This is a genomic window from Pseudomonas sp. ICMP 8385 (genome assembly GCF_002699915.1).
Classification (GTDB): Bacteria; Pseudomonadota; Gammaproteobacteria; order Pseudomonadales; family Pseudomonadaceae; genus Aquipseudomonas; species Aquipseudomonas gessardii.
Map to the genome: position 1 here is coordinate 22,076 of NZ_LKBY01000109.1, position 24,197 is coordinate 46,272.

Consider the following 24,197-nt stretch of genomic DNA (forward strand, 5'->3'; position numbering starts at 1 on the left):
ATGGAAACCCGAGCCCATCATGTGATGATCGGTCTGTTCAGCGTGCTCGTCGTGGTCGGCGCCATGCTGTTTGGCCTGTGGCTGGCCAAGTCCAGCGTCGACAGCGCGTTCCAGGATTACGAAGTGATCTTCAACGAAGCGGTCAGCGGCCTGTCCCAGGGCAGCGCGGTGCAGTACAGCGGGATCAAGGTGGGCGATGTCACCAGCCTGCGCCTGGACCCGAAAGACCCGCGCCGCGTACTGGCGCGTATCCGCCTGGCCGGGCAGACACCGATCAAGGAAGACACCCAGGCCAAGCTGGCGCTGACCGGCATCACCGGCACCTCGATCATCCAGCTCAGCGGCGGCACCCCACAAAGCCCCGAGCTCAAGGGCAAGAACGGCGAACTGCCGCAGATCACCGCCTCACCATCGCCCATTGCCCGCTTGCTGAACAACAGCAACGACTTGATGACCAGCATCAATCTGCTGCTGCACAACGCCAATCGCATGTTCTCGCCCGATAACGTCGACCGCCTGAGCAGCACCCTGGCCCACCTGGAACAAACCACCGGGGCCATCGCCGAGCAACGAGGCGATATCAAAGTGGTGATGCAGCAACTGGCCCAGGTCAGCAAACAGGCCGGTGCTACCCTGGAGCAGACCACCGCACTGATGCGCAACGCCAACGGCCTGCTCAACGACCAGGGCAAGCAGATGTTCGGCAGTGCGCAAGGGGCCATGCACGCCCTGGAGCAAAGTACCGCGACCATCAACAACCTGTTGAGCGACAACAAAGACTCACTCAACAGCGGCATGCAGGGCCTTAATGAACTGGCGCCGGCCGTGCGCGAACTGCGCGATACCCTCGGCTCCTTGCGGGCCATTTCCCGTCGTCTGGAAGCCAACCCCAGCGGGTATCTGCTGGGCAGTGACAAGAACAAGGAGTTCACGCCATGAAGCGTGCTTACCAAATGATCCTGCCGGTGGCCCTGGCCCTGGTCAGCGCCTGCTCGATCCTGCCCAAGGCCGACCCGTCCAACGTCTATCGGCTGCCGGCAGCCCAGGCCACAACCCATGGCAGCCCGGGCACCTGGTCATTGCGCCTGGCCAAGCCACAGGCCAGTGAATTCCTCGACAGCCCGCGCATTGCCGTAGTGCCCCAGGGCGACTTGATCAGCAGCTATGCCCAGTCGCGCTGGAGCGATCCGGCGCCGGTGCTGCTGCGCAACCGTCTGCTGGACGGCTTCCAGCGTGATGGCCGGGTGGCGTTCCTGAGCACCGATGACACCAACCTGCAGGCGGATTTCGAGCTGGGCGGGCAGTTGCAGGCCTTCCAGAGCGAGTACCGGGGCGGGGCAGTGGAGGTGGTGATACGCCTGGACGCGCGACTGGTGCGCGGCAGTGACCAGCGGATCGTGGCGGCCAAGCGCTTTGAAGTGCGCCAGCCGGTGAGTGATACCCAGGTGCCGGCGGTGGTGGCCGGGTTTGGGTTGGCGGGGGATCAGTTGAACAAGCAGGTGGTGGATTGGGTGGTGGCGCAGGGCAATGCAGCGCCGAAACGCTGAGGGCCCTATCGCGAGCAAGCCCGCTCCCACATTTGACGGTGTTCACACATCAAAATGTGGGAGCTGGCTTGCCTGCGATAGCGGTCTGAAGCTTAGCCAAAGAACCAGTAGCAAACCGCAATCGCCGCCACCACACCCGCCAGCTCCGCCAGCAACGCACACCCCACCGCATGCCGCGCCCGCTGGATGCCCACCGAGCCAAAGTACACCGCCAGCACATAGAAGGTGGTCTCGGTACTGCCCTGGATCGTCGCCGCCACCAGCGCCGCGAAGCTGTCCACGCCTTGGGTCTGCATGGTCTCGATCAGCATCGCCCGCGCCGCGCTGCCGGAGAAGGGCTTGACCATCGCCGTGGGCAAGGCGTCGACAAAGCGCGTGTCCAGGCCGGTCCAGGCCACCAGGTGGCGAATCCCTTCGAGGCCAAACTCCAGCGCCCCGGAGGCGCGCAGTACGCCAACTGCACACAGCATCGCCACCAGGTACGGCAGCAGGTTCTTGGCGACGTCGAAGCCCTCTTTGGCGCCTTCGACAAACGCTTCGTAGACCTTGACCTTGCGCAACGCGCCGATCAGCAAGAACAGCATGATCAGGCCAAACAGCGTGAGGTTGCCGAGGATCGAGGACAAGCCCGCCAGGGCCGTGGCCGACAGAGTGGCCAGCAAAGCCATGAAGCCGCCCAGCACCAGTGCACCGGGGATCAGGTACGCCAGCACCACCGGGTCCCACAGGCGCAGGCGCTGCATCAGCGCCACCGACAGCAGGCCCACCAGGGTCGAGGCGCTGGTGGCCAGCAGGATCGGCAGGAACACCAGGGTCGGGTCAGGCGCGCCTTGCTGGGCGCGGTACATAAAGATCGTCACCGGCAGCAGGGTCAGGGAGGACGCGTTGAGCACCAGGAACAGGATCTGCGCGTTGGTCGCGGTGTTGGGGATTGGGTTGAGCTCTTGCAGCGCCTTCATGGCCTTGAGGCCGATCGGCGTCGCCGCGTTATCCAGGCCCAGGCCGTTGGCGGCAAAGTTGAGGGTGATCAGGCCGATGGCCGGGTGACCGGCCGGCACTTCCGGCATCAGCCGCAGGAACAGCGGGCCCAGGGCCTTGGCCAACCACTCGACAATCCCGGCCTTCTCGGCGATACGCAAAAAGCCCAGCCACAGGGTCAAGGTGCCGAACAGCAGCACCATCACTTCCACCGACAGTTTGGCCATGGCGAAGATACTCTCCACCATCGCCGCAAAGATCCCGGCATTGCCCCCCACCAGCCATTGCGCCAGCGCCGAGACCATTGCCACGACAAAGAAGCCAAGCCACAGGCCATTGAGCATCAGTCACACCCCTTTAAATATGTGGCGAATGATAGCGGGGCTGGCAGAAACGACAAACCCCGGATTTACCGGGGTTTGTGCGTATCAAGCAGGGATCAGCCCTGGCTGGTCTCGCCAGCCGGCAGCGCGGTCTTGGTCCGCCAGTGCGGCAGGGAGTTCCAGTAGCGCTCGCCCTTGGCATCGTCGTACATGCCTTCCCAACGCGCGATGACCAACACGGCCAGGGCGTTGCCGATCACGTTCAGGGCGGTACGCGCCATGTCCATGATGCGGTCGACACCGGCGATGAAGGCCAGGCCTTCCAATGGGATGCCCACACTGCCCAGGGTCGCCAGCAGGACCACGAAGGACACGCCCGGCACGCCGGCGATACCTTTGGAGGTGACCATCAGGGTCAGTACCAGCATCAGTTGCTGGCCAACCGACAGGTCGATGCCATACAGCTGGGCAATAAAGATCGCCGCAATGCTCTGGTACAGGGTCGAACCGTCAAGGTTGAACGAGTAACCGGTCGGCACCACAAAGCTGCAGATGGCTTTCGGCGCACCGTAGGCTTCCATCTTCTCGATCACCCGTGGCAGCACGGTCTCGGAGCTGGCGGTGGAGTAGGCCAGTACCAGCTCATCCTTGAAGATGCGCATCAGCTTGATCACCGAGAAGCCAAACAGGCGGGCGATCAGGCCAAGAATCACAAAGGCGAAGAACAGGATGGCGACGTAGACCAGGATCACCAGCTTGGCCAACGGCAGCAGCGAGGCGAAGCCGAAGTTGGCCACGGTCACGGCGATCAGGGCGAATACGCCGATAGGGGCGTACTTCATGATCATGTGGGTGACTTTGAACATGCTCTCGGACACGCCCTGGAACATCGTTACCAGGGGCTCGCGCAGGTCTGGCTTGAGGCTCGACAAGCCCAGGCCGAACAGCACGGAGAAGAAGATGATCGGCAGCATCTCGCCACGGGCCACGGCGGCAAAGATGTTCGACGGGATCAGGTTGAGGATGGTCTCGATGAACGCATGTTCATGCTGCACCTCGGCGGCGGTCGCCTGGTACTTGGAGATATCCACGGTGCCCAGGGTGCTCATGTCGATCCCGGCACCGGGGTGGAACAGGTTAGCCAGCAGCAGACCGACCACAATCGCAATGGTCGTGACCACTTCAAAGTAGACAATGGTCTTTACACCGATCCGACCGAGCTTTTTCGCATCCCCCACACCAGCGATTCCGACAATCAGCGACGAAATCACGATCGGGATCACGATCATCTTGATCAGGCGGATAAAGATATCGCCCGCCGGCTGCAATACGTTGCTGATCCACCAGGCCTTTTCGGCACTGAAGTGGTTGAGTACAGCACCGATTGCAATCCCTAGTACCAGACCGATGAGGATCTGCCAGGCGAGGCTTAATTTTGCCTTCTTCATGTCATTACCCTTGTTTCAAGTGGACTCAGGCAGATGCGCCAGCTGGAACGCCCGGGAGCGAAAAAGTGTGAGCATCAGCCTCCATTGAAGGTCACCGCAGATGGCCGATATGGCTTACTGGCAAGCGAAAAAAGGCGCAACTATTCCGATGCGTGGGGGCATAGTCTAATGCCGTAAACGCCTACCCTATGCCGAATCGGCATGGGTTTTTGCAAAGAAAATTGTCTGTTTGGTCAGTTTGAATGCGACATTTTGTCAGGCATACATGCCGTGAACCGGCCATTTCAGGCTCGCTCAGGGATTTTCGGTTTTTTTGCCGGGCGGGAAAAACTCGTGATAATTCCTAGGCATACCCTTAAAAAACCAGTCTGGCCGAGGGCAAACTTTCTCGATAGATGGTCGTGCAGTAACACTGTGAAACGGTTGGGATGAGGCAGAAGGGAATTTTTCAGCTATGTGCGGCATAAGCGCCGATCGGTCATGCACCGCCGTTACCCGGCGGTGCACACAGGCCTAGTACCAATTCGGGTCTTTCTTGAGTTGTTCCATCAGCAGCTTCTGCATGCCTTCATCCGGCTTGCCGATGAAGCGGTAACTGGCGTGCCGGGTCGGCGACTTATCGGCGGGCAGCCCGGCAGGTACTTCGACCAACATTGCGTAGGCGTCCTCCTTATCCAGGCTGAAAGCAACGATCAGGCGTTTATTCAGGCAGGTATCAGCCGTTTCACACAGCGGGCCTACCAAATACCCGTCACTGTCTTCCGTCACGGCATTCATTTGTTCAGACGTGCCCGAAAGGTTGATCACCCATTCAGGCAAGCGCTCTTCCTTCTTGACCACACCTTGCCAGGTTTCCCGATACTGCGGGTCGGCATTGAGCAGCTCATTGGCCCGCGCCTGGCCGTCATTGGCGGCCATGGCCAAGCCACTACCGCCCAACAGCAGGGCGGCAGCAAGGGTTTTGAGAGACAAGTTGGACATGTTCAGCCTCGACCACGACGGCCAAAGAAGAAAGAAGCGATGAACATCACCAGGAAGACGACAAAGAGAATCTTGGCGATACCCGTGGCGGTGCCCGCGATACCACCGAAGCCCAGGACTGCAGCCACAATGGCAATGATCAGAAATGTGATTGCCCAACTCAACATGGTGATTCTCCTTTTACGTCTCTAAGAGGACTGCTATGTCGCCCCCCAGGGGCGGCAGGTTCGTGCCTAGAACACCCAGCGTTCCTGGACCGGTTCGTCATACAGGGCAATGTCCTGTTCGACCGCCATCATGCGTGGGGCTGTCACGTCAGCGCTGTGGCTGCCAACGGAACGGAAATGGGTCTGCGTCATGTGGGCGCGCTCGAACTGCGGGGCCGACTGCTGGCTCTGCTGCCAAACCTGTAATTGCTGACCACCGATCAAGGTCACCATCAAGGCGAGGCTGGCAAACAGCCCCTGTTGAAGGCGCAGTGGCGATACACGCAATGGCTTGAGGCTTTGGCGAGTCATCCTGAATCTCTCCCGCATGTTGTTTTGTTCGTTGATCACGCTTGTAGGAGAGGTATTGCAGAGTGCATGCCAGTTTTTTAATCAAATAAAAATCAATAAAATCAGTGCGTTATAAGATCAAAGAGTTTCTTCCCAACAGCATCCTGCACGATGCGCCTATCCTCACCGTGCGAAATGCACGATGGTCAGGGCTCGGCTTATGGAATCAGAAGGGGCTGTAGGACTGGCGAAGCATCAAGAAAGGTCGAAAACGCACTGCACACGCGCATAAGTAGGAAGGGTCGTAGATAGCTGCGCGATAAGGCTTTCAATCAATCAGAATAAACCATGCAACTTGCCCGATTATTCCGGGACTAACCAAGATCAATCATTTTTAGGAGCGCGGGACAGATGGAATCAGCCAAGGAACTTCAAGGCCGCATTCTTTTAGTGGACGACGAGTCCGCAATCCTGCGCACCTTCCGCTACTGCCTGGAAGATGAAGGCTATACCGTAGCCACCGCCAACAGCGCGGCCCAGGCCGATGCCCTGTTGCAACGCCAGGTGTTCGACCTGTGCTTCCTGGACCTGCGCCTGGGCGAGGACAACGGCCTGGATGTGCTGGCGCAGATGCGTATCCAGGCGCCGTGGATGCGCGTGGTGATCGTCACCGCCCACTCGGCGGTCGATACGGCCGTGGATGCGATCCAGGCCGGCGCGGCCGATTACCTGGTCAAGCCCTGCAGCCCGGACCAACTGCGCCTGGCCACCGCCAAGCAACTGGAAGTGCGCCAGCTGTCGGCCCGCCTGGAAGCGCTGGAAGGCGCAGTGCGCCAGCCCAAGGATGGCCTCGACTCCCATAGCCCCTCGATGATGGTGGTGCTGGAGACGGCCCGCCAAGTGGCCGGCACCGATGCCAATATCCTGATCCTCGGCGAATCCGGCACAGGTAAAGGTGAATTGGCCCGGGCGATTCACGGCTGGAGCAAAAGGGCGAAAAAATCCTGCGTCACCATCAACTGCCCGTCCCTGACCGCCGAACTGATGGAAAGCGAGTTGTTCGGCCACAGCCGCGGGGCCTTTACCGGCGCCAGCGAAAGCACCCTCGGTCGGGTCAACCAGGCGGACGGCGGCACCTTGTTTCTTGACGAGATCGGCGATTTTCCCCTGACATTGCAACCCAAGTTGCTGCGTTTTATCCAGGATAAGGAATATGAACGTGTCGGCGACCCGGTCACCCGGCGCGCCGATGTACGCATCCTGGCGGCGACCAACCTGAACCTGGAAGACATGGTGCGCGACGGGCGTTTTCGCGAAGACTTACTGTATCGACTGAACGTCATCACCTTGCACCTGCCGCCCTTGCGCGAGCGCAGCGAGGATATCCTGACCCTCGCCGACCGCTTCCTGGCGCGCTTCGTCAAAGAATACGCGCGACCGGCACGCGGCTTCAGCGATGACGCCCGCGAAGCGCTGCTCAACTACCGCTGGCCCGGCAATATCCGCGAACTGCGCAACGTGGTGGAACGCGCCAGCATCATCTGCGCCCAGGAAAAGGTCGAAATCAGTCACCTGGGGATGGCCGAGCAACCGGCCAACAACTCACCGCGCATTGGTGCGGCGTTGAGCCTGGATGAGCTGGAAAAGGCCCATATTGGCGCCGTACTGGCCACCAGCGACACCCTGGACCAAGCGGCCAAGACCCTGGGCATCGACGCGTCGACGCTGTATCGCAAACGCAAGCAATACAACCTGTGAGCTGCACCTTATGAAGCTGGCGATGAAACTGCGCACGCGGCTGTTCCTGAGCATTTCTGCGCTGATCACCGTGGCCCTGCTCGGGTTGCTGCTGGGGCTGGTGAGTGTCATGCAAATGGCCAAGACCCAGGAATCCTTGATCCGCAGCAACTTCATTACCCTGGACCTGGGGCTCAAGCTGCGCCAGACCCTGGGCGACCAGTTGATCATGATGCTCAACGACACACCGGACCCGCTCGCGCTGGAGGCGTCCAAGCAACAGTATTTCAAGCTGTTGGACCAAGGCATCAGCCATGAAATGAGTGTCGCCAAGATCGGAGGTTTCACTCAGGCCAAGGCTAATTACCTGACGTTCCTGGAAGCATTTGAAGAAAACGAACACACGCCTGCGTCCCTGCGCAATAACGAAAAAATCACGGCCAGTTTCAACGTCTTGCGCAACGGGCTGATCAGCGAACACAAGGGCGCACTGGAAAACATCAATGACACCGAACGCCAGTCTCGCGAACGTGCCCTGTGGATCGCCGGCCTGCTCGGCCTGGTGGGCCTGGCGGTACTGATTATCGGCTTCATCACCGCCCATGGTATCGCCCGGCGTTTTGGCGGGCCGATCGAAGCCCTGGCCAAGGCGGCCGACAAAATCGGCCAAGGCAACTTTGATGTCACCCTGCCGATTTCCTCGGCAGCAGAAATGAATCAGTTGACCCGGCGCTTTGGCATCATGGCCGAAGCCTTGCGCCAGCATCAGGCGACCAATGTCGACGAACTGCTCGCCGGCCAGCAACGCTTGCAGGCAGTGCTCGACAGTATCGACGACGGCTTGCTGATGATCGACCGCCAAGGGCGCCTGGAACACTTCAACCCGGTCGCCCAGCGCCAGTTGGGCTGGAACGAGACCCGCCTGGGGCAGGGCCTGGGTGAAGCACTGCAACGCCCCGAGATGGATGAGCAACTGCATCTGGTACTGCGCGGCGGCAACCTGGAACGTGCACCGGACGATCTGGAAGTAGAGGTCGAAGGCGAATCGCGCCTGTTGACCTACAGCATGACGCCCGTCAGCCACCATCAGGGGCATATTCTCGGCGCCGTGATGGTGCTGCATGACGTGACCGAGCAACGCGCCTTCGAGCGGGTGCGTAGTGAGTTCGTGCTGCGTGCCTCCCATGAACTGCGTACGCCGGTCACTGGCATGCACATGGCATTCGGTCTGTTCCAGGAACGGGCGAAATTCCCCCCAGAGTCCCGCGAAGCCGACCTGTTGAACACGGTCAACGAAGAAATGCAGCGCTTGATGCAACTGATCAATGACCTGCTGAACTTTTCCCGCTACCAGAACGGCCTGCAAAAGCTCACCCTGGCGCCGTGCGACATCAACAACCTGCTTGAACATGCCCGCTCCCGTTTTGCCGAGCTGGCGAATGCGCAAAACATCGACCTGGTGATAGAAGCACAAGCGCAACTGCCCAGGCTGCATGCCGACCAGGCGCAATTGGAACGGGTCCTCGACAATCTACTCGGCAATGCCCTGCGCCATACCAGCGACGGCGGGCAGATTCGCCTACAGGCGCGGCGCCATGGCGAACGGCTGATCATCAGCGTCGAGGACAACGGCGAAGGCATCGCCTACGGCCAGCAGGGCAGGATTTTCGAGCCTTTTGTGCAGGTGGGCCGCAAGAAAGGCGGCGCCGGCCTGGGGCTGGCGCTGTGCAAGGAGATCGTACAGTTGCACGGTGGCCGCATGGGGGTCTATTCCCGGCCGGGGCAGGGCACGCAGTTCTATATGGCGTTGCCGTTATAGATGCAGCTGCAAGTAGCCTAGCGCTTGCGCTCGTTCAGTGCCTGCAATATGGCTGCGCTTTGCGCATCCGGCGTGCCATCGAACAGCGCCGGCCGGAAGCGCATCTGGAAGGCGGCAAGCACACGCCGCGTTGCCACATCCAGCTCGCCGGTCTGCGGCGTGGCATACCCCAAGCGTGTCAATGCTTCCTGGAACCAGGTGATGCTCGGTAGCTGAGCAGCGTACTGCGCCTGATACCGCGCGACCGCCTGGGCCTCGGGCCAGATCCCCAGGCCTTCATCCGCCAGGCGCTTCCACGGGAACAGTGGACCCGGATCAAGTTTGCGACCGGGGGCAATATCGCTATGACCGATAATGAACTTTGGGTTGATCCGGTTGCGCTGGCTGATGTCCTTGAGCAAGGCCACCAGGGAGCGGACCTGCGCTTCGGAGTACGGATACCAGACACGCCCGGTGGGTGTATCGCGGTAGCCCGGGTTGACGATCTCGATACCAATGGAGCTGGAGTTGAGCCAGGTACGCCCCATCCATTCACTTTCCCCGGCATGCCAGGCGCGCTTGCCTTCATCCACCAGCTTATAGATGGTCGCACTGGCGTCATCGCCAATCAGGTAGTGGCTGCTGACCTGGCCTTTGGTCAATAGCGCCAGCGACCCTTGAAGGTTGGTAGCGGTGTAGTGCAGGACGACAAACTGCACGCGATTGTCGAAGTTCGCCGACGGGTGGCTGGTATCCAGCCGCGGCCCACTCGCACAGCCGCCGAGCGTGAGCAACACAAGAGCAATAACTAGAAATTTCATGGCAACAGACAGTACGCTAAAGACAATAATGCAACAGTGTAACGTACCATTTGCCGGTCAGCGGCCAGCTTACAAAATGGAACAACTTTTCAGGCCGCCTGTACCTGGTTGCGTCCTGCCGCCTTGGCCCGGTACAAGGCTTCGTCGGCGCGCTTGAGTGCCAGGTCGCTGCGCTCGCCGGGCTGGAACTGCGCCATGCCGATGGACATGGTGATGGTCACCCGCTCCCCCTTGAAGTGAAACGGGCACGCTTCAATGGCCGTCCGCAGGTGCTCGCCAAGCTCCAGCGCATCGCCCAGCGCCGAATCCGGCATCAGCAGCACAAATTCCTCCCCCCCGAAGCGCGCGATGAAATCCGTCGGCCGCAGGTGCTTGCTCAACACATTGGCAATGATCTTCAGCACCTTGTCGCCCGCCAGATGGCCGTAGCTGTCATTGATGCGCTTGAAATGATCGAGGTCCAGCATCGCCAGTGACAAGCTGTTGCCCTGTTGGTGCCAGGTATTGACCTCATACTCCAGGCGCTCGCTCCAGGCCGCACGATTGGGCAAGCCGGTAAGCGGGTCGATCAGCGCTTTTTGGCGCTGGACCTCAAGGTGGTCACGATAACCCTGGGCCTCCTGCTCCATGCTCACGACCCGCTCGGCCAGCCCCTGCAACCGCGCAGCGACTTCATGTTCACGCTGGTCACGCTGCTTTTGATGCTCATCCATGGCGCCCAACAGCCCCTCAAGATGACTTTCCAGCACTTGCTTGAGGTCATCGAGATCGGATGCTTCCTGGACACTGCTTTGCAGGCCATCCATCTGTTCACGGATTTGCGTATCCATCTCGCGCGCGGCGCTGCGGCTGTCGGCGTGCCCGTCGCTGGCCGCCTGCAGATTGCTCTGGAAGGCCTCCAGCCGCTCGTTGAGACGCTTGAGATAGGCTTCAAACTCGTGCTGGCCGCTATCGGTGATGGCCAGCATCAATACCGCCAGGTCATCGAGGATCGGTAGCAATTCGTACCAGTTCAGCCCGTGGGCCAGGCGTTCGCGCATGGCTTCAGCCTGGGGCCGGTGATGCTCGGGCAGGTCGAGGTCGCTCAGCAGGCCGAGCAGGGTGCCTTCAATGTGCTTGGCAACTGAGCTGTAGGAAGGCTCTGGGGAATCAGGCAGGGCGTACAGCGCCTCGGGATCGACTTCAGCCGCCTCGTCATCCAGCACAGGCGGCAACGATAGGCTGCCGATTGCGGTCGGTTGCGGCACCTGCGGCAAAGCCTGAGGCACAACCTCCGCCACTGCGACCGCGCTTTCACGCAGCGGCGTAGCGCTCACCACGACCGGCTCGGGCAGTTCCGGGGGCTGGGCTGCAACCGTGGGCATTTCGACCGTCGATAAGCGGGGAGCAGCAACCTGGGGCAGTGCTACCACGCGATCATCCACATCCGCCCGGGGTGCAACGGGCACCGGCGCAGGTGCGGCCTCAGGCACCGCCGGCGGCGGGGCCTGGACTTGCGGTGCAAAGGCACGCAGGGCCTGGGCCAGCTCGGGCGTTTCCTCCGGCGCCTGCGGCACTGGCTGCGGCGCAGGAGCGGCTGCCAGCGCAGGACCCTCCCGGGCAGTCGGCGAAACGGCGGGCTCAACCGGCGCGACGTCAGCCTCCGCCTCCTTGGCACCAAACAGGCGCTGCAACAAACCTGGGCGCGGCTCGTCATTCGACTCAAGATTGCTCAGGGCCTGCCCTTGCAGGCCGCTCAACTCGCTGAGCAGCAGGGGAATTTCCCGCGCCTGGCCGACGCGGCTGTCCAACTGCTTGGCAAAGCTCTTGAGCGGGCGACTGACTTCCCGCGGCAAGGGCAGCGCCTGCAGTTGCGCCACCAGGGCGGTCAGCGCGGTGCTGATCTGATCAACCCGTGTCTCACGGCGTTGTTCGGAGTCCAGCACGGCCTTTTCCAGGCGTGGCAACAAGGCGGCGAGCGCGGCGTCCATGTCATCGGTGCGCACCACATCGCGCATCTCTTTCATGCACTGGTCCACAGCCCGGTCCGTGCCTTCGGCCGCCAGCGTGCTGCGCACCAGCCCACGGCGCAGCAAGTCGAGGCGCGCAGCCCAACGGCGTTCGAGCTTGTCTTGTTGCTCGATGCTTAACAGGTATTTTTCTTTCCAGCGCTGGGCGTCGTCGCTCATGCAAGGGGTCCGCGGGGGCCAGGGCTCAACGCGGGTAATGCATCCACCGTGAGCGAACCCGGCAGACGAATCTCTACCGCGACCGGCAGGTGATCGGAAATGGGTTGGGCCAGCACCTGCACACTTTCCAGCGTCAGGGTCGGGCTTAACAGAATGTGATCCAGGCAGCGTTGCGGACGCCAACTGGGGAACGTAGCCTCGACCTGCGGCGCCAGCAGCCCCAAGTCGCGCAACGGAGAGTTCTGCAGCAGGTCGCTGGCATGGGTGTTCATATCCCCCATCAGCACCTGGTGTTTGTAATCGCCGATCAGCTCACGGATGTAGGCCAATTGCAGGGTCCGGGTACGCGCGCCCAGCGCCAGGTGCATCATGACCACCACCAGCGCCTCCGGGCCCTCGCCAAACCGCACGAGAATCGCCCCGCGCCCTTTCGGGCCCGGCAGTGGATGGTCTTCGATCACCCAGGGCTTCAAGCGGCTGAGCACGCCATTGCTGTGCTGGCCCAAGCGCCCGAGGTTGCGATTGAGTTGTTGATACCAGTAGGGAAAGGCACCGAGCTGGGCCAGGTGTTCGACCTGGTTGACGTAGCCCGAACGCAGGCTGCCACCATCGGCCTCCTGCAGGGCCACCAGGTCGAAGTCACCCAGCAGGTCGCCAATCTTCTGCAGATTGTCGGCCCGACCATTGTGGGGCAGCAGGTGCTGCCAGCCACGGGTCAGGTAATGCCGATATTTCTCGGTGCTGATGCCAACCTGGATATTGAAGCTCAACAAGCGCAGCCGGCTGTCCGCCGGCAGGCCGGTGGACGCGAGGTGGTGTTCATTGACCTGTGGATCGTGCCGGCCAACCACCCGTTCAGTACCCCAGCGACGCATGGCGAGCCCCTTACTTGGCTGCGCGCTCTTTGGCGATCAACTGGTCAGCAACGTTGAGGGTCGCTTCAGGACCGCCGGTGGAGCCGAGGTCAAAGCGGTACTTGCCGTTGACGATCAGGGTTGGCACGCCTTGCACGCCGTACTTCTGCGCAAGGTCCTTAGCCTGTTTGACCTGGCCCTTGATGGCAAAGGAGTTGAAGGTGGTGAGGAACTTGTCCTTGTCCACGCCCTGGGTGGCGAGGAAGTCAGCCATTTCTTCAGGCTTGGTCAGGCGCTTGCCTTGTTTTTGGATCGCATCGAACACCGCGCCGTGAACCTTATGCTCCACACCCATGGCTTCCAAGGTCAGGAACATCTGGCCGTGGGCATCCCAAGGGCCGCCGAACATGGCCGGGATGCGCTTGAAGTTCACGTCCGATGGCAGCTTCTCGGCCCAAGGGTTGATGGTGGGTTCAAAAGAGTAGCAATGCGGGCAGCCATACCAGAACAGCTCTACGACTTCGATCTTGCCCGGCACGGAAACCGGCACTGGATTGGTCAATTCAACATAGGTTTTACCCGCTTCAAGCGGCACATCGGCAGCTTGGGCGGTCATGCCGAACAGGCTGGCAGTGACGAGAGCGGCGCTGAGGATCAATTTACGCATGCTTTACTCCTGGACAAATAAAGTCGCCTCGCGCGACCTTTTTTATGACAGGCCGGCACGGGCATGAGTTCGTTAGTGTAACGGTAGCAGCCACAAAAAAGGGCAGCCGCAGCTACCCTTTTTATGCTTGCATCAACGGATTAATCGAGCGTTAACGTTACACGGCATGTCGGCCCTTGCAACGCAGGTTTATCCAGGCCTTACTTGTGCAAGCCTTGGATGTAGCTGGCTACCGCTGCAATGTCTTCGTCACTCATCTTACGCGCGATGGTACGCATGGTCATGGCATCGCCATCGTTGGCCCGACCGGCGTCTTCCTTGCGGAAATCAGTCAATTGCTTGGCGATGTACTGGGCGTGCTGGCCACCCAGGTGCGGGAAGCCTGCTGCGGCGTTACCCGAACCGTCCGGGGAGTGGCAACCGGTACAAGCCGGCAGGCCTTTGTCCAGGTTGCCGCCACGGAACAATTGTTCACCACGGGCGACCAGTTTCGGATCTGCCGCGCCCACACTGCCGGCCTGGCTGGCGTAGTACGCCGCGATATCCGCCAGGTCCTGATCGCTGAGGTTGGTCAGCAAGCCGGTCATTTCCAGGACCGTGCGCTTGCCGTCCTTGATGTCGTGCATCTGCTTGGTCAGGTATTTCTCACCCTGGCCCGCCAGTTTTGGAAAGTTGGGTGCCGGGCTGTTGCCATCCGGTCCATGGCAGGCACCACATACGGCGGCCTTTGTCTGGCCAGCAGTAGCGTCACCTGCAGCATGGGCAACACCAGTGATGCCCAAGGTCAACAGCAGACTCACGATCAATTTGTTCATCAGCTAATCCAATTACGGCTAAAGGTTATAGAGTTATGGACCGGGTCTACTCGCTCATCAAAAGGATGATGGCCTGGTAATCCTCGGCACGGCATTCCATGCACAAACCACGCGGCGGCATCGCCTTGAAACCCTGGGTCACACGCTGCACCAGCGTATCCATGCCTTGCGCCAGTCTCGGCGCCCAGGCTGCCTGGTCACCCCGCTTGGGGGCCATTGGCAACTGCCCGGCATGACAAGCCGCACAAACGCGGTTGTACACAGCTTCCGGATCCTGTGTAGCCTGCGCACTGTAAAGTGGTAACAGGACACCGACAGCTAGCAGCCACTGGGTCATACGTCGACCTTTTCAGGGTTTGGAAGCGTTTTGCGTTCTAATGCGCAATAAAGGTCTATCGCTCCCGTGAACTTCATCCTTCGCTGGGACAAAGCACACACAAAATCTGCGGCATTATATACTGGCGCCACTGAAACGGGAACGACACTACTTGCCGCACCCATTCCCGGCACCGCCCACATCGGAAATCCCATGCAACTCAAGAACCCCATCCTCGGTCTGTGCCAACAGTCCACGTTCATGCTCAGCGCCGCCAAAGTCGACCAATGCCCCGACGACGAAGGCTTTGAAGTGGCCTTCGCCGGGCGCTCCAACGCCGGCAAGTCCAGCGCGCTCAACACCCTGACCCATGCCAGCCTGGCTCGCACCTCGAAAACCCCGGGCCGCACACAGTTGCTCAACTTCTTCAAGCTAGACGATGATCGGCGTCTGGTCGACCTGCCGGGCTACGGTTACGCAAAAGTCCCTATCCCATTGAAGTTGCACTGGCAGCGTCACCTGGAAGCCTACCTGGGTGGCCGCGAAAGCCTGAAAGGGCTGATCCTGATGATGGATATCCGTCATCCCATGACCGACTTCGACCTGTTGATGCTCGATTGGGCAGTCGCCAGCGGCATGCCGATGCACATTTTGCTGACCAAGGCCGACAAGCTGACCTACGGCGCCGCCAAGGGCACCTTGCTCAAAGTGCAGGCGCAAATCCGTAAAGGTTGGGGTGATGCAATCACCATCCAGCTGTTCTCGGCGCCCAAGCGCATGGGCCTGGAAGATGCCTATACCGTGCTGGCCGGCTGGATGGAGCTGGCGGACAAGGGCGCAGAACTGGCCGAGTAACTTTTCTGCGGGCAAAAAAAACCCCGGACTTCGTATGGGGAGGGGAAGTTCGGGGTCCAAGTTCCGGACCGCTAGGGCGGGGTCCAGATATCTGCCAACACTTAACACAACATAGGAGCATTGAAGGGCTTCACCACCCATTCAGTAACTCTGAGTGACTTTTCATGGGTTAAGTTCCGGCACAGCGCAAAACTATTGGAAATAACCCTCGGAGCTTTCCGATCTAACAGGCACAGCTGCGACGTCATGCCGCAGCCGTGCCAGCCGATCAGTGCGCCTCGTCCCAGTTATCCCCCACCCCGACTTCCACCAGCAGCGGCACATCCAGTTGCGCGGCACTGCTCATGTGCTCGCGAATCTTCTCGCTGACCTCGGCCACCAGGTCTTCGCGGACCTCCAGTACCAATTCATCGTGCACCTGCAGGATGACCTTAGCGTCGAGCCCCGACTCCGTCAGCCAGTTGTCGACCTTGACCATGGCCTTCTTGATGATATCGGCGGCAGTGCCCTGCATCGGCGCGTTGATCGCGGTGCGTTCGGCGCCCGCGCGCTCCTGCGGCTTGTTGGAGTGGATATCCGGCAAGTACAGGCGACGTCCGAACAGGGTTTCCACATAGCCTTGGTCGGATGCCTGGGCGCGGGTGCGTTCCATGTACTCGCGCACCCCCGGGTAGCGGGCGAAGTACACATCGATGTAGGCCTTGGCCGTCTTGGTATCGACGCCAATGTCCTTGCCCAGCTTCTGCGCACCCATGCCGTAGATCAGGCCGAAGTTGATCGCCTTGGCGCTGCGGCGCTGGTCGGACGTGACCTCGCCCAACTCGACCTTGAACACCTCGGCCGCCGTGGCCGTGTGCACATCCAGGTTATCGCGGAAGGCGTTGAGCAAGCCCTCGTCCTTGGACAGGTGCGCCATGATCCGCAGTTCGATCTGCGAATAGTCCGCCGCCAGCAGTTTGTAGCCCTTGGGCGCAACGAATGCCTGGCGGATCCGCCGGCCTTCGGCGGTGCGCACCGGGATGTTCTGCAGGTTCGGATCACTGGACGACAAGCGCCCGGTGGCGGCCACGGCCTGGTGATAAGAGGTGTGGATACGCCCGGTGCGCGGGTTGATCTGCTCGGGCAAACGGTCGGTGTAGGTGCTTTTGAGTTTGCTCATGCTGCGGTACTGCATCAGCACCTTGGGCAATGGATAGTCATCTTCGGCCAGTTTGGCCAGCACTTCCTCGGCGGTAGAGGCCTGGCCCTTGCCAGTCTTCTTCAATACCGGCAGCCCGAGTTTTTCGTAGAGGATCGCCCCCAATTGCTTGGGTGAACCGAGGTTGAACTCTTCGCCGGCGATCTCATACGCCTGGCGCTCCAGTTCCACCATCTTGTTGCCCAGCTCGATGCTCTGCACGCCAAGCAACGCGGCATCCACCAGGGCTCCCTGGCGCTCGATCCGCGCCAGTACCGGCACCAATGGCATCTCGATATCTGTCAGCACGCTGGCCAGGCTCGGCAAGGCGCTGAGTTGCTCATACAGCGCCAGGTGCAGGCGCAGGGTCACATCGGCATCTTCGGCGGCGTAGGGGCCGGCCTGTTCCAAGGCAATCTGGTCGAAGGTCAGCTGCTTGGCGCCTTTACCAGCGATGTCCTGGAAACTGACGGTGTCATGCTCCAGGTACTTCTTCGCCAGGCTGTCCATGTCGTGGCGGGTCGCCGTGGAGTTCAGCACGTAGGATTCGAGCATGGTGTCGAAGGCGATGCCGCGCACGGTGATGCCGTGCGCCGGGTCGCCGCCGATGGCGCAATTGGCCAGGATGTTCATGTCGAATTTGGCGTGCTGGCCGACCTTGAGCTTGTTCGGGTCCTCCAGCAACGGCTTGAGCGCCAACAACACCGTATCGCGATCCAGTTGCTCAGGCACGCCGATGTAGGAATGGGTCAGCGGGATGTAGGCCGCTTCATTGGCCTGCACGGCAAACGAAACCCCCACCAGTTGCGCCTGCTGGGCATCGATACCGGTGGTTTCGGTATCGAAGGCAAACAATTTCGCGTCATTGAGTTTTTTCAGCCAGACGTCAAAACGGGCCTGGTCGAGGATGGTCTCGTACTGCGCCTGGACCGGGGCCACAGGCGCTTGGGCCTCAACTGCAACCTGGGCCGGCGCAACGTCAGCGGCGGCCTTGAGCTCGACCCGCTTGGCGTCGCGCTGAATCTCATCGATCCAGCTCTTGAACTCCAGCAGGGTGTACAGCTCAAGCAGCTTCTCGCGATCCGGCTCGATCAGGTGCAAATCGTCCAGGCCGACAGCCAATGGCACATCGACCTTGATCGTCGCCAACTGGTAGGACAGGAACGCCATCTCCTTGTGCTCTTCCAGCTTGGCCGGCAGGGTCTTGGCCCCACGGATCGGCAGGGTCGGGACAATATCGAGCTGCTCGTAGAGCTCTTTCAAACCGCCGTTCACACCGACCAGCAGTCCCGAAGCGGTCTTAGGACCGATACCAGGAACACCCGGGATGTTGTCGGAGGAATCGCCCATCAGTGCCAGATAGTCGATGATCTGCTCGGGAGCGACCCCAAATTTCTCCTTTACGCCGTCGATGTCCATGGCGCTACCGGTCATGGTGTTGACCAGGGTAATGTGCCCGTCGACCAGCTGTGCCATGTCCTTGTCACCTGTGGAGATCACCACCGGGCGGTCGGCAGCCGCGCTGCTGCGGGCCAGGGTGCCGATCACGTCGTCGGCTTCAACGCCTTCGACGCACAGCAGCGGGAAGCCCAGGGCAATTACGCTCTGGTGCAGCGGCTCGATCTGCACGCGCATGTCATCGGGCATGCTCGGGCGGTTGGCCTTGTATTCGGCGTACATGTCATCGCGAAATGTCCCACCCTTGGCATCGAACACCACCGCGAACGGGCTGTCCGGGTACTGCTTGCGCAGGCTTTTGAGCATGTTCAACACGCCCTTGACCGCACCGGTCGGCAGGCCTTGGGAGGTGGTCAGCGGCGGCAGCGCGTGGAAGGCGCGGTACAGATATGAAGAACCGTCCACCAGGACGAGGGGGGCTTGGCTCATGAGCAGGATCAACCTTTTCGGCGGGTCAGGCGCTAGAATAGCCGGACCAATGACAACAAAGGGACAAGGTTATCATGCGTACATTCAATCGCCTGCTGTTGACCAGCTTGATTGCACTCGCTCCGATGGCTGCCATGGCGGCAGACGATGCTCCTTCGGGCGACCCGCAAGTTACCATTCGCACGGAAGGCGACAAGACCATCCAGGAATACCGCCAAAACGGCTTTCTGTATGCCATCAAGGTAACGCCCAAAGGCGCGCCCCCGTATTTCCTGGTGCGCGCGGACGGAACCGATGCGAACTTCATCCGCTCGGACCAGCCGGATATGCTGATCCCGTCATGGAAGATCTTTGAATGGAAATGATTTCTTAATTTTAATCGGCGCTGCGGCCTGTGGCGCCCGTACTGGCAGTTTTAACCATGTCTGTGTTCACCCCCCTGGCTCGGCCCGAGCTGGAAACCTTTCTCGCCCCTTATGGGCTCGGCCGCCTGCTCGATTTCCAGGGGATTGCCGCTGGTAGCGAAAACACCAACTTCTTTATCAGCCTGGAACAGGGCGAATTCGTCCTGACCCTGGTTGAGCGCGGCCCTGTGCAGGAAATGCCGTTCTTCATCGAACTGCTCGATGTGCTCCACGACGCCGACCTGCCTGTGCCTTACGCCCTGCGCACCACCGATGGCGTGGCCCTACGCGAATTGGCGGGCAAGCCGGCGCTGCTGCAACCGCGCCTGGCGGGCAAGCATATCCAGGACGCCAACGCCCAGCATTGTGTACAAGTGGGCGAGTTGCTCGGCCACTTGCACCTGGCCACCCAAGGCGACAAGGTGCTGGAGCGCAAGACCGATCGCGGGCTGGACTGGATGCTCGACGAGGGCGCACAGCTGATTTCGCACCTCGACGCCCACCAACAGCAGTTGTTGCAACTGGCACTGGATGAAATCCGGCAGCACAAAGGGCAGATCCTCACGCTGCCACAGGCCAATATCCACGCCGACCTGTTCCGCGACAACGCCATGTTTGAAGGCACCCACCTGACCGGGTTGATCGACTTCTACAACGCGTGTTCCGGGCCGATGCTGTACGACGTAGCGATTGCCCTGAATGACTGGTGCTCGGACGCCGCCGGGGTGATCGACGGCCACCGCGCCCGCGCACTGCTGGGCGCCTACGCGGCACTGCGCCCGTTCAGCACCAAGGAAGCCGAGCTGTGGCCGACGATGTTGCGCGTGGCGTGTGTGCGGTTCTGGCTGTCACGGCTGATTGCGGCGCAGACGTTTGCGGGGCAGGACGTGTTGATCCACGATCCGGTAGAGCTTCAACAGCTGCTGGAGCAGCGCCAGCAGGTCACTCTGCAACTGCCGCTCGCCCTCTGACGCTGTGGGAGCGGGCTTGTGTGGGAGCGGGCTTGCCCGCGATGAGGGTGTGTCAGTCACCTTAATGAGCGCCTGATACACCGCTATCGCGGGCAAGCCCGCTCCCACACAAGCCCGCTCCTACAGGGGTTCTATGTCGCCTGTTACAGTGACTCCAGGCACCCTGCCAAATCATTGCCCAGCTTCTCCAGCAACTGCTCATACCCCTGGCCCGTGGCCGGGGTGTAGCCGCCCAGGGCATCCAGTTCCGCCAGTTTCACCGGCAGGCCGGCCACCAGGGTCTCGGCCAGGCGCGGGCGCAAGGGGGGTTCGCTGAACACACAGGTCTTGCCCACTTCCTGCAGGCGCGTGCGCATCGCGGCCACATGCTGGGCCCCCGGTTGCACCTCGGCAGCCACGCTGAACACACCGGTGTGCTTGAGGCCGTAAGCCTGTTCAAAGTAGTCGAAGGCTTCATGGAACACGAAGTAAGGCTTGCCGGCGATCCCCGCCAGGCGCGCCTTCAAACGCAGGTCCAAGGCATCCAGGCGCGCCTCGAAGGCTTGCAGGTTGCTCTGGTAGCGCGCCGCGTTGGCGGGGTCTGCGGCGCTCAAGTCCGCCGCCATTTTGCTGGCGATCACCCGCGCATTCAGCGGCGACAACCACAGGTGGGCATCCAGGCTGCCGGGGCGATGGTCGTGATCATGGTCGTCGGCTTCTTCGCCATGGGCGTGCTTATCTTCGGCGAAATACCGCAGTTTCAGGCCCGGCAGCTCCTGCACCGCCACCGTCGGCAAGCCGCGCCCCTTGAGGACCCGTGGCAGGAAGCCTTCCATGTCCGGGCCGATCCAATACAGCAGGTCCACCGATTGCACACGCCGTACGTCGGATGGGCGCAATGCGTAGTTATGCGGCGAGGCGCCCGGTGGCAACAGCACCTCTGGAATCGCCACGCCGTCCTGCACCGCAGCGGCAATCAGCTGTAACGGTTTGATGCTGGTGAGCACCCGAACCTCGGCCTGGGCAGCCCCGGCCATCAATAAACTGGTGACAAATACGACAAAAACGGCAAAAAGTCGGGACACGATGAGCACTCAAGTCAGCAGGAACGGGTAACATAATAACGTCTCTCACAAATATCTGTCGCCGCTCATGCCTAAAACACCGCTTGCCAGCCGCCCCCATGACCACTCTCACTGCGTGCACAACGCACTGTCAGAGGCCGACGCCCTGTGCGCACGCCAAGGCCTGCGCCTGACTGCCCTGCGCCGGCGGGTGCTGGAACTGGTGTGGCAGAGCCACAAGCCGCTGGGCGCCTACGACATTCTCGGCGTGCTCAGCGAGCAGGACGGCCGCCGCGCCGCGCCGCCCACGGTGTACCGTGCGCTGGACTTCCTGCTGGAAAACGGCCTGGTGCACCGCATCGCCTCACTCAACGCCTTTGTCGGCTGCAACCACCCGGAACATGCGCACCAGGGCCAGTTCCTGATCTGCCGCGAATGCCACGCCGCCATCGAGCTTGAACAAAAAAGCATCAGCGACGCGATTATCAAGAGTGCCAGCGATGTCGGCTTCCAGGTCGAAGGGCAGACCGTCGAAGTGGTCGGCATCTGCTCGGGCTGCCAGGGGGCTTGATGAGCACTGCGCTAATCCGCCTGGAACAGGTCGGCGTCACGTTCGCCGGCCAGAACGTGCTGGACAACATTGACCTGAGCGTCGAGCCGGGGCAGATCGTCACCCTGATCGGCCCCAACGGCGCGGGCAAGACCACCCTGGTGCGTGCCGTACTCGGCCTGCTCAAGCCCGACAGCGGCAGTGTCTGGCGCAAGCCCAGGCTGCGCATCGGCTACATGCCGCAAAAACTGCACGTCGATCCGACCTTGCCACTGTCGGTGCTGCGCTTCCTGCGCCTGGTGCCTGGCGTGGACCGCGCCCGCGCCCTGGCCGCGCTCAAGGAAGTCGGCGCCGAGCAGGTGATCGACAGCCCGGTACAAAGCATCTCCGGCGGCGAAATGCAGCGCGTGCTGCTGGCCCGCGCCCTGCTGCGCGAACCCGAGTTGCTGGTGCTCGATGAGCCGGTGCAAGGCGTCGACGTGGCCGGCCAGGCCGAGCTCTACAGCCTGATCACCCGCCTGCGCGACCGGCATGGCTGCGGCGTGCTGATGGTGTCCCACGACTTGCATCTGGTAATGAGCACCACCGACCAGGTGGTATGCCTCAATCGCCACGTCTGCTGTTCCGGCCACCCGGAGCAGGTCAGCGGCGACCCGGCCTTTGTCGAGCTGTTCGGCAAGAATGCCCAGAGCCTGGCGATCTACCACCACCATCACGACCACGCCCATGACCTACATGGCGCGGTAGTCGCCGATCCGGTCGCCCCTCATACCCACGTCCACGGAGATGGCTGCAAGCATGGCTGACTTTCTGCTCTACGCCCTGCTTGCAGGCTTGGCTTTGGCGCTGGTGGCGGGCCCGTTGGGTTCGTTCGTGGTCTGGCGGCGCATGGCCTACTTTGGCGATACCTTGTCCCACGCGGCCCTGCTCGGCGTGGCCCTGGGCTTTTTGCTGGACGTCAGCCCGACCATCGCGGTAACCGTCGGCTGCCTGCTGCTGGCGGTGCTGCTGGTGACCCTGCAACAGCGCCAGCCCCTGGCCTCGGACACCCTGCTGGGGATCCTTGCACCGAGCACCCTGTCCCTGGGCCTGGTGGTGCTGAGCTTTATGCATGAAGTGCGCATCGACCTGATGGCCTATCTGTTCGGCGACCTGCTGGCGATCAGCCCTACGGACCTGGCCTGGATTCTCGGCGGCAGCGCGGCGGTATTGATCCTGCTGGTGGCCCTGTGGCGCCCGCTGCTGGCCATTACCGTCCACGAACAACTGGCCACCGTCGAAGGCTTGCCCGTACCCGCACTGCGCATGACCCTGATGTTGCTGATCGCGGTGGTGATTGCTGTCGCAATGAAGATTGTCGGCGTATTGTTGATCACGTCGCTATTGATCATCCCCGCTGCCGCCGCCCAGCGTCATGCACGCTCGCCGGAACAGATGGCGATTGGCGCCAGTTTGCTGGGGATGCTCGCCGTGTGTGGTGGCCTGGCGCTGTCCTGGTTCAAGGACACCCCGGCCGGGCCGTCGATTGTGGTCACGGCCGCCGCACTGTTTCTGCTGAGTTTTGTCCTGCCCCGTCGAGGGGTGTAGACTTGCTCGCTTTTTGCGCAATTAGAGAGTCGCAGGAATGAAGCCGTTCACCTCCCGTTATCTGCTCCTTGCCGCATTTTCCCTGCTGCTGGGCGCCTGCCAAAGCACCCCGCCCGCTGCCCCCGAGGCGCCGGACGCGCGCGCTGCGGCCATTGCACAGCTGGAACAAAACCTGGCCAGCAGTGAGCTGGCCACCGCCGAAGACCAACTCGCTGCGTTGCAGGCCCAGTCGCCTGACGATGCAACGCTGGAGTCTTACCAGCGCCAACTGGCCGAAGCCTATCTGCAGCGTAGCCAGATCGTCCTGCAAAAAGGTGATGTCAACGCCGCCGCCACAGCCCTGAGCCGCGCCCGGGCCTTGATGCCCAAGGCTCCGGCGCTGACTGGCGGGGTCAACAGCGCCATCGCCCACGCCCGCAAGGCTGAGCTGGATAAAGCCGAGGCCGCCCTCAAAGCCGCCGAAGCCAAGCCACCGGCCAAGGTCATCGACCCCGCCGCCGAAAGCACCACGGTTGCGCTGAACCTCACGGATATCCAGCAATTGCGCCATCAACTGGATGCCATCGCCACCGATGTGGTGAATTACCAGTGTGATGTGAGCCTCCAGGTGCCGCGCACCGAGGATTACCCGTGGCTGAACACGCTGCTGAGCAAACGAGTGAAGCGGATAGATTCAGGGTATGACCTGAAGATTCACCGGCAGATCCTCAAGCATATTCCGGCGCAGGTTGTGCTGATTCCGCGTAAAGCCGACTGACGCCAATCGCGGGCAA

The 24,197-nt window shown here is 61.4% G+C and carries 24 protein-coding genes; 11 read left to right on the forward strand and 13 right to left on the reverse strand.

Annotated elements, in window-relative coordinates; all coding sequences use genetic code 11:
• Both AO268_RS19340 and AO268_RS19345 read left to right on the forward strand, forming a co-directional pair.
• A complete protein-coding gene (locus AO268_RS19340; RefSeq protein ID WP_076963386.1) occupies window positions 1-939 on the forward strand; it encodes an MlaD family protein in 939 nt (312 codons plus the stop codon).
• Complete coding sequence (locus tag AO268_RS19345; protein WP_099169547.1) at window positions 936-1,547, forward strand: ABC-type transport auxiliary lipoprotein family protein; 612 nt, start codon at window positions 936-938, stop codon at window positions 1,545-1,547. Before AO268_RS19340 ends, AO268_RS19345 begins: the two co-directional genes overlap by 4 nt.
• 92 nt (window positions 1,548-1,639) lie before the next feature.
• Here AO268_RS19345 and AO268_RS19350 read toward each other — a convergent pair whose 3' ends face one another.
• From AO268_RS19350 to AO268_RS19370, 5 genes are all read right to left on the reverse strand, one after another.
• Window positions 1,640-2,869 carry a nucleoside recognition domain-containing protein gene (locus AO268_RS19350; protein ID WP_076963384.1) on the reverse strand — a complete coding sequence of 410 codons (1,230 nt, stop codon included), beginning with the start codon at window positions 2,867-2,869 and terminating at the stop codon, window positions 1,640-1,642.
• Window positions 2,870-2,964: 95 nt separating this feature from the next.
• Window positions 2,965-4,296, reverse strand: a complete 1,332-nt coding sequence (gene gltP, locus AO268_RS19355; RefSeq protein ID WP_057444842.1) for a glutamate/aspartate:proton symporter GltP — start codon at window positions 4,294-4,296, stop codon at window positions 2,965-2,967.
• 513 nt (window positions 4,297-4,809) lie between these two features.
• A complete protein-coding gene (locus AO268_RS19360) occupies window positions 4,810-5,277 on the reverse strand; it encodes an inhibitor of vertebrate lysozyme family protein (RefSeq protein ID WP_076963383.1) in 468 nt (155 codons plus the stop codon).
• 2 nt (window positions 5,278-5,279) lie between these two features.
• Window positions 5,280-5,444: a DUF1328 domain-containing protein gene (locus AO268_RS19365; RefSeq protein WP_003170804.1), complete on the reverse strand. Its 165-nt coding sequence runs from the start codon at window positions 5,442-5,444 to the stop codon at window positions 5,280-5,282.
• A gap of 66 nt (window positions 5,445-5,510) precedes the next feature.
• Window positions 5,511-5,795 carry a hypothetical protein gene (locus AO268_RS19370; protein WP_076963382.1) on the reverse strand — a complete coding sequence of 95 codons (285 nt, stop codon included), beginning with the start codon at window positions 5,793-5,795 and terminating at the stop codon, window positions 5,511-5,513.
• Between the two features lie 390 nt (window positions 5,796-6,185).
• Between AO268_RS19370 and algB the strand changes: the two genes are divergently transcribed.
• Together algB and AO268_RS19380 are read left to right on the forward strand one after the other, a co-directional pair.
• The gene (gene algB / locus AO268_RS19375) at window positions 6,186-7,532 is read left to right on the forward strand and encodes a sigma-54-dependent response regulator transcription factor AlgB (RefSeq protein ID WP_076963381.1); all 1,347 of its coding nucleotides are present in this window, start codon (window positions 6,186-6,188) and stop codon (window positions 7,530-7,532) included.
• 10 nt (window positions 7,533-7,542) lie between these two features.
• Complete coding sequence (locus AO268_RS19380; RefSeq protein WP_099169548.1) at window positions 7,543-9,330, forward strand: KinB sensor domain-containing domain; 1,788 nt, start codon at window positions 7,543-7,545, stop codon at window positions 9,328-9,330.
• Between the two features lie 17 nt (window positions 9,331-9,347).
• Here the strand turns inward: AO268_RS19380 and AO268_RS19385 are convergent, their stop codons facing one another.
• From AO268_RS19385 to AO268_RS19410, 6 genes are all read right to left on the reverse strand, one after another.
• The gene (locus tag AO268_RS19385) at window positions 9,348-10,130 is read right to left on the reverse strand and encodes an N-acetylmuramoyl-L-alanine amidase (RefSeq protein ID WP_099169549.1); all 783 of its coding nucleotides are present in this window, start codon (window positions 10,128-10,130) and stop codon (window positions 9,348-9,350) included.
• 89 nt (window positions 10,131-10,219) lie between these two features.
• Window positions 10,220-12,298, reverse strand: coding sequence for a GGDEF domain-containing protein (locus AO268_RS19390; RefSeq protein ID WP_099169550.1), 2,079 nt, complete (start codon window positions 12,296-12,298; stop codon window positions 10,220-10,222).
• On the reverse strand, window positions 12,295-13,173 hold the full coding sequence (locus AO268_RS19395) for an endonuclease/exonuclease/phosphatase family protein (RefSeq protein WP_076963377.1): 879 nt from the start codon (window positions 13,171-13,173) through the stop codon (window positions 12,295-12,297). Before AO268_RS19395 ends, AO268_RS19390 begins: the two co-directional genes overlap by 4 nt.
• Window positions 13,174-13,183: 10 nt before the next feature.
• Complete coding sequence (dsbA, locus tag AO268_RS19400; RefSeq protein ID WP_076963376.1) at window positions 13,184-13,819, reverse strand: thiol:disulfide interchange protein DsbA; 636 nt, start codon at window positions 13,817-13,819, stop codon at window positions 13,184-13,186.
• Between the two features lie 200 nt (window positions 13,820-14,019).
• On the reverse strand, window positions 14,020-14,634 hold the full coding sequence (locus AO268_RS19405) for a c-type cytochrome (RefSeq protein WP_076963375.1): 615 nt from the start codon (window positions 14,632-14,634) through the stop codon (window positions 14,020-14,022).
• Between the two features lie 46 nt (window positions 14,635-14,680).
• Window positions 14,681-14,971, reverse strand: a complete 291-nt coding sequence (locus tag AO268_RS19410; protein WP_076963374.1) for a c-type cytochrome — start codon at window positions 14,969-14,971, stop codon at window positions 14,681-14,683.
• 192 nt (window positions 14,972-15,163) lie between these two features.
• Here AO268_RS19410 and yihA point away from each other — a divergent pair, with 192 nt between their 5' ends.
• Window positions 15,164-15,805: a ribosome biogenesis GTP-binding protein YihA/YsxC gene (gene yihA / locus AO268_RS19415; RefSeq protein WP_076963373.1), complete on the forward strand. Its 642-nt coding sequence runs from the start codon at window positions 15,164-15,166 to the stop codon at window positions 15,803-15,805.
• A 268-nt stretch (window positions 15,806-16,073) separates the two neighbouring features.
• Here yihA and polA read toward each other — a convergent pair whose 3' ends face one another.
• Complete coding sequence (gene polA / locus AO268_RS19420) at window positions 16,074-18,869, reverse strand: DNA polymerase I (RefSeq protein WP_076963372.1); 2,796 nt, start codon at window positions 18,867-18,869, stop codon at window positions 16,074-16,076.
• 74 nt (window positions 18,870-18,943) lie between these two features.
• Here polA and AO268_RS19425 point away from each other — a divergent pair, with 74 nt between their 5' ends.
• Both AO268_RS19425 and AO268_RS19430 read left to right on the forward strand, forming a co-directional pair.
• Window positions 18,944-19,234: a DUF2782 domain-containing protein gene (locus AO268_RS19425; RefSeq protein ID WP_076963371.1), complete on the forward strand. Its 291-nt coding sequence runs from the start codon at window positions 18,944-18,946 to the stop codon at window positions 19,232-19,234.
• A 56-nt stretch (window positions 19,235-19,290) separates the two neighbouring features.
• Window positions 19,291-20,244, forward strand: coding sequence for a homoserine kinase (locus AO268_RS19430; protein ID WP_076963370.1), 954 nt, complete (start codon window positions 19,291-19,293; stop codon window positions 20,242-20,244).
• A gap of 143 nt (window positions 20,245-20,387) precedes the next feature.
• Here AO268_RS19430 and AO268_RS19435 read toward each other — a convergent pair whose 3' ends face one another.
• A complete protein-coding gene (locus tag AO268_RS19435) occupies window positions 20,388-21,308 on the reverse strand; it encodes a zinc ABC transporter substrate-binding protein (protein ID WP_169897650.1) in 921 nt (306 codons plus the stop codon).
• A gap of 67 nt (window positions 21,309-21,375) precedes the next feature.
• Here AO268_RS19435 and zur point away from each other — a divergent pair, with 67 nt between their 5' ends.
• From zur to AO268_RS19455, 4 genes are read left to right on the forward strand one after another with little or no spacing between them, the layout of a single operon-like run.
• A complete protein-coding gene (zur, locus tag AO268_RS19440; RefSeq protein ID WP_076963368.1) occupies window positions 21,376-21,858 on the forward strand; it encodes a zinc uptake transcriptional repressor Zur in 483 nt (160 codons plus the stop codon).
• Window positions 21,858-22,643: a zinc ABC transporter ATP-binding protein ZnuC gene (gene znuC, locus AO268_RS19445; protein ID WP_099169551.1), complete on the forward strand. Its 786-nt coding sequence runs from the start codon at window positions 21,858-21,860 to the stop codon at window positions 22,641-22,643. Before zur ends, znuC begins: the two co-directional genes overlap by 1 nt.
• Complete coding sequence (znuB, locus tag AO268_RS19450; protein ID WP_076963366.1) at window positions 22,636-23,424, forward strand: zinc ABC transporter permease subunit ZnuB; 789 nt, start codon at window positions 22,636-22,638, stop codon at window positions 23,422-23,424. The genes znuC and znuB overlap by 8 nt, the downstream gene beginning before the upstream one ends.
• A 37-nt stretch (window positions 23,425-23,461) precedes the next feature.
• Complete coding sequence (locus AO268_RS19455) at window positions 23,462-24,181, forward strand: PA5502 family lipoprotein (protein ID WP_099169552.1); 720 nt, start codon at window positions 23,462-23,464, stop codon at window positions 24,179-24,181.
• The last annotated feature ends 16 nt before the right edge of the window (window positions 24,182-24,197 follow it).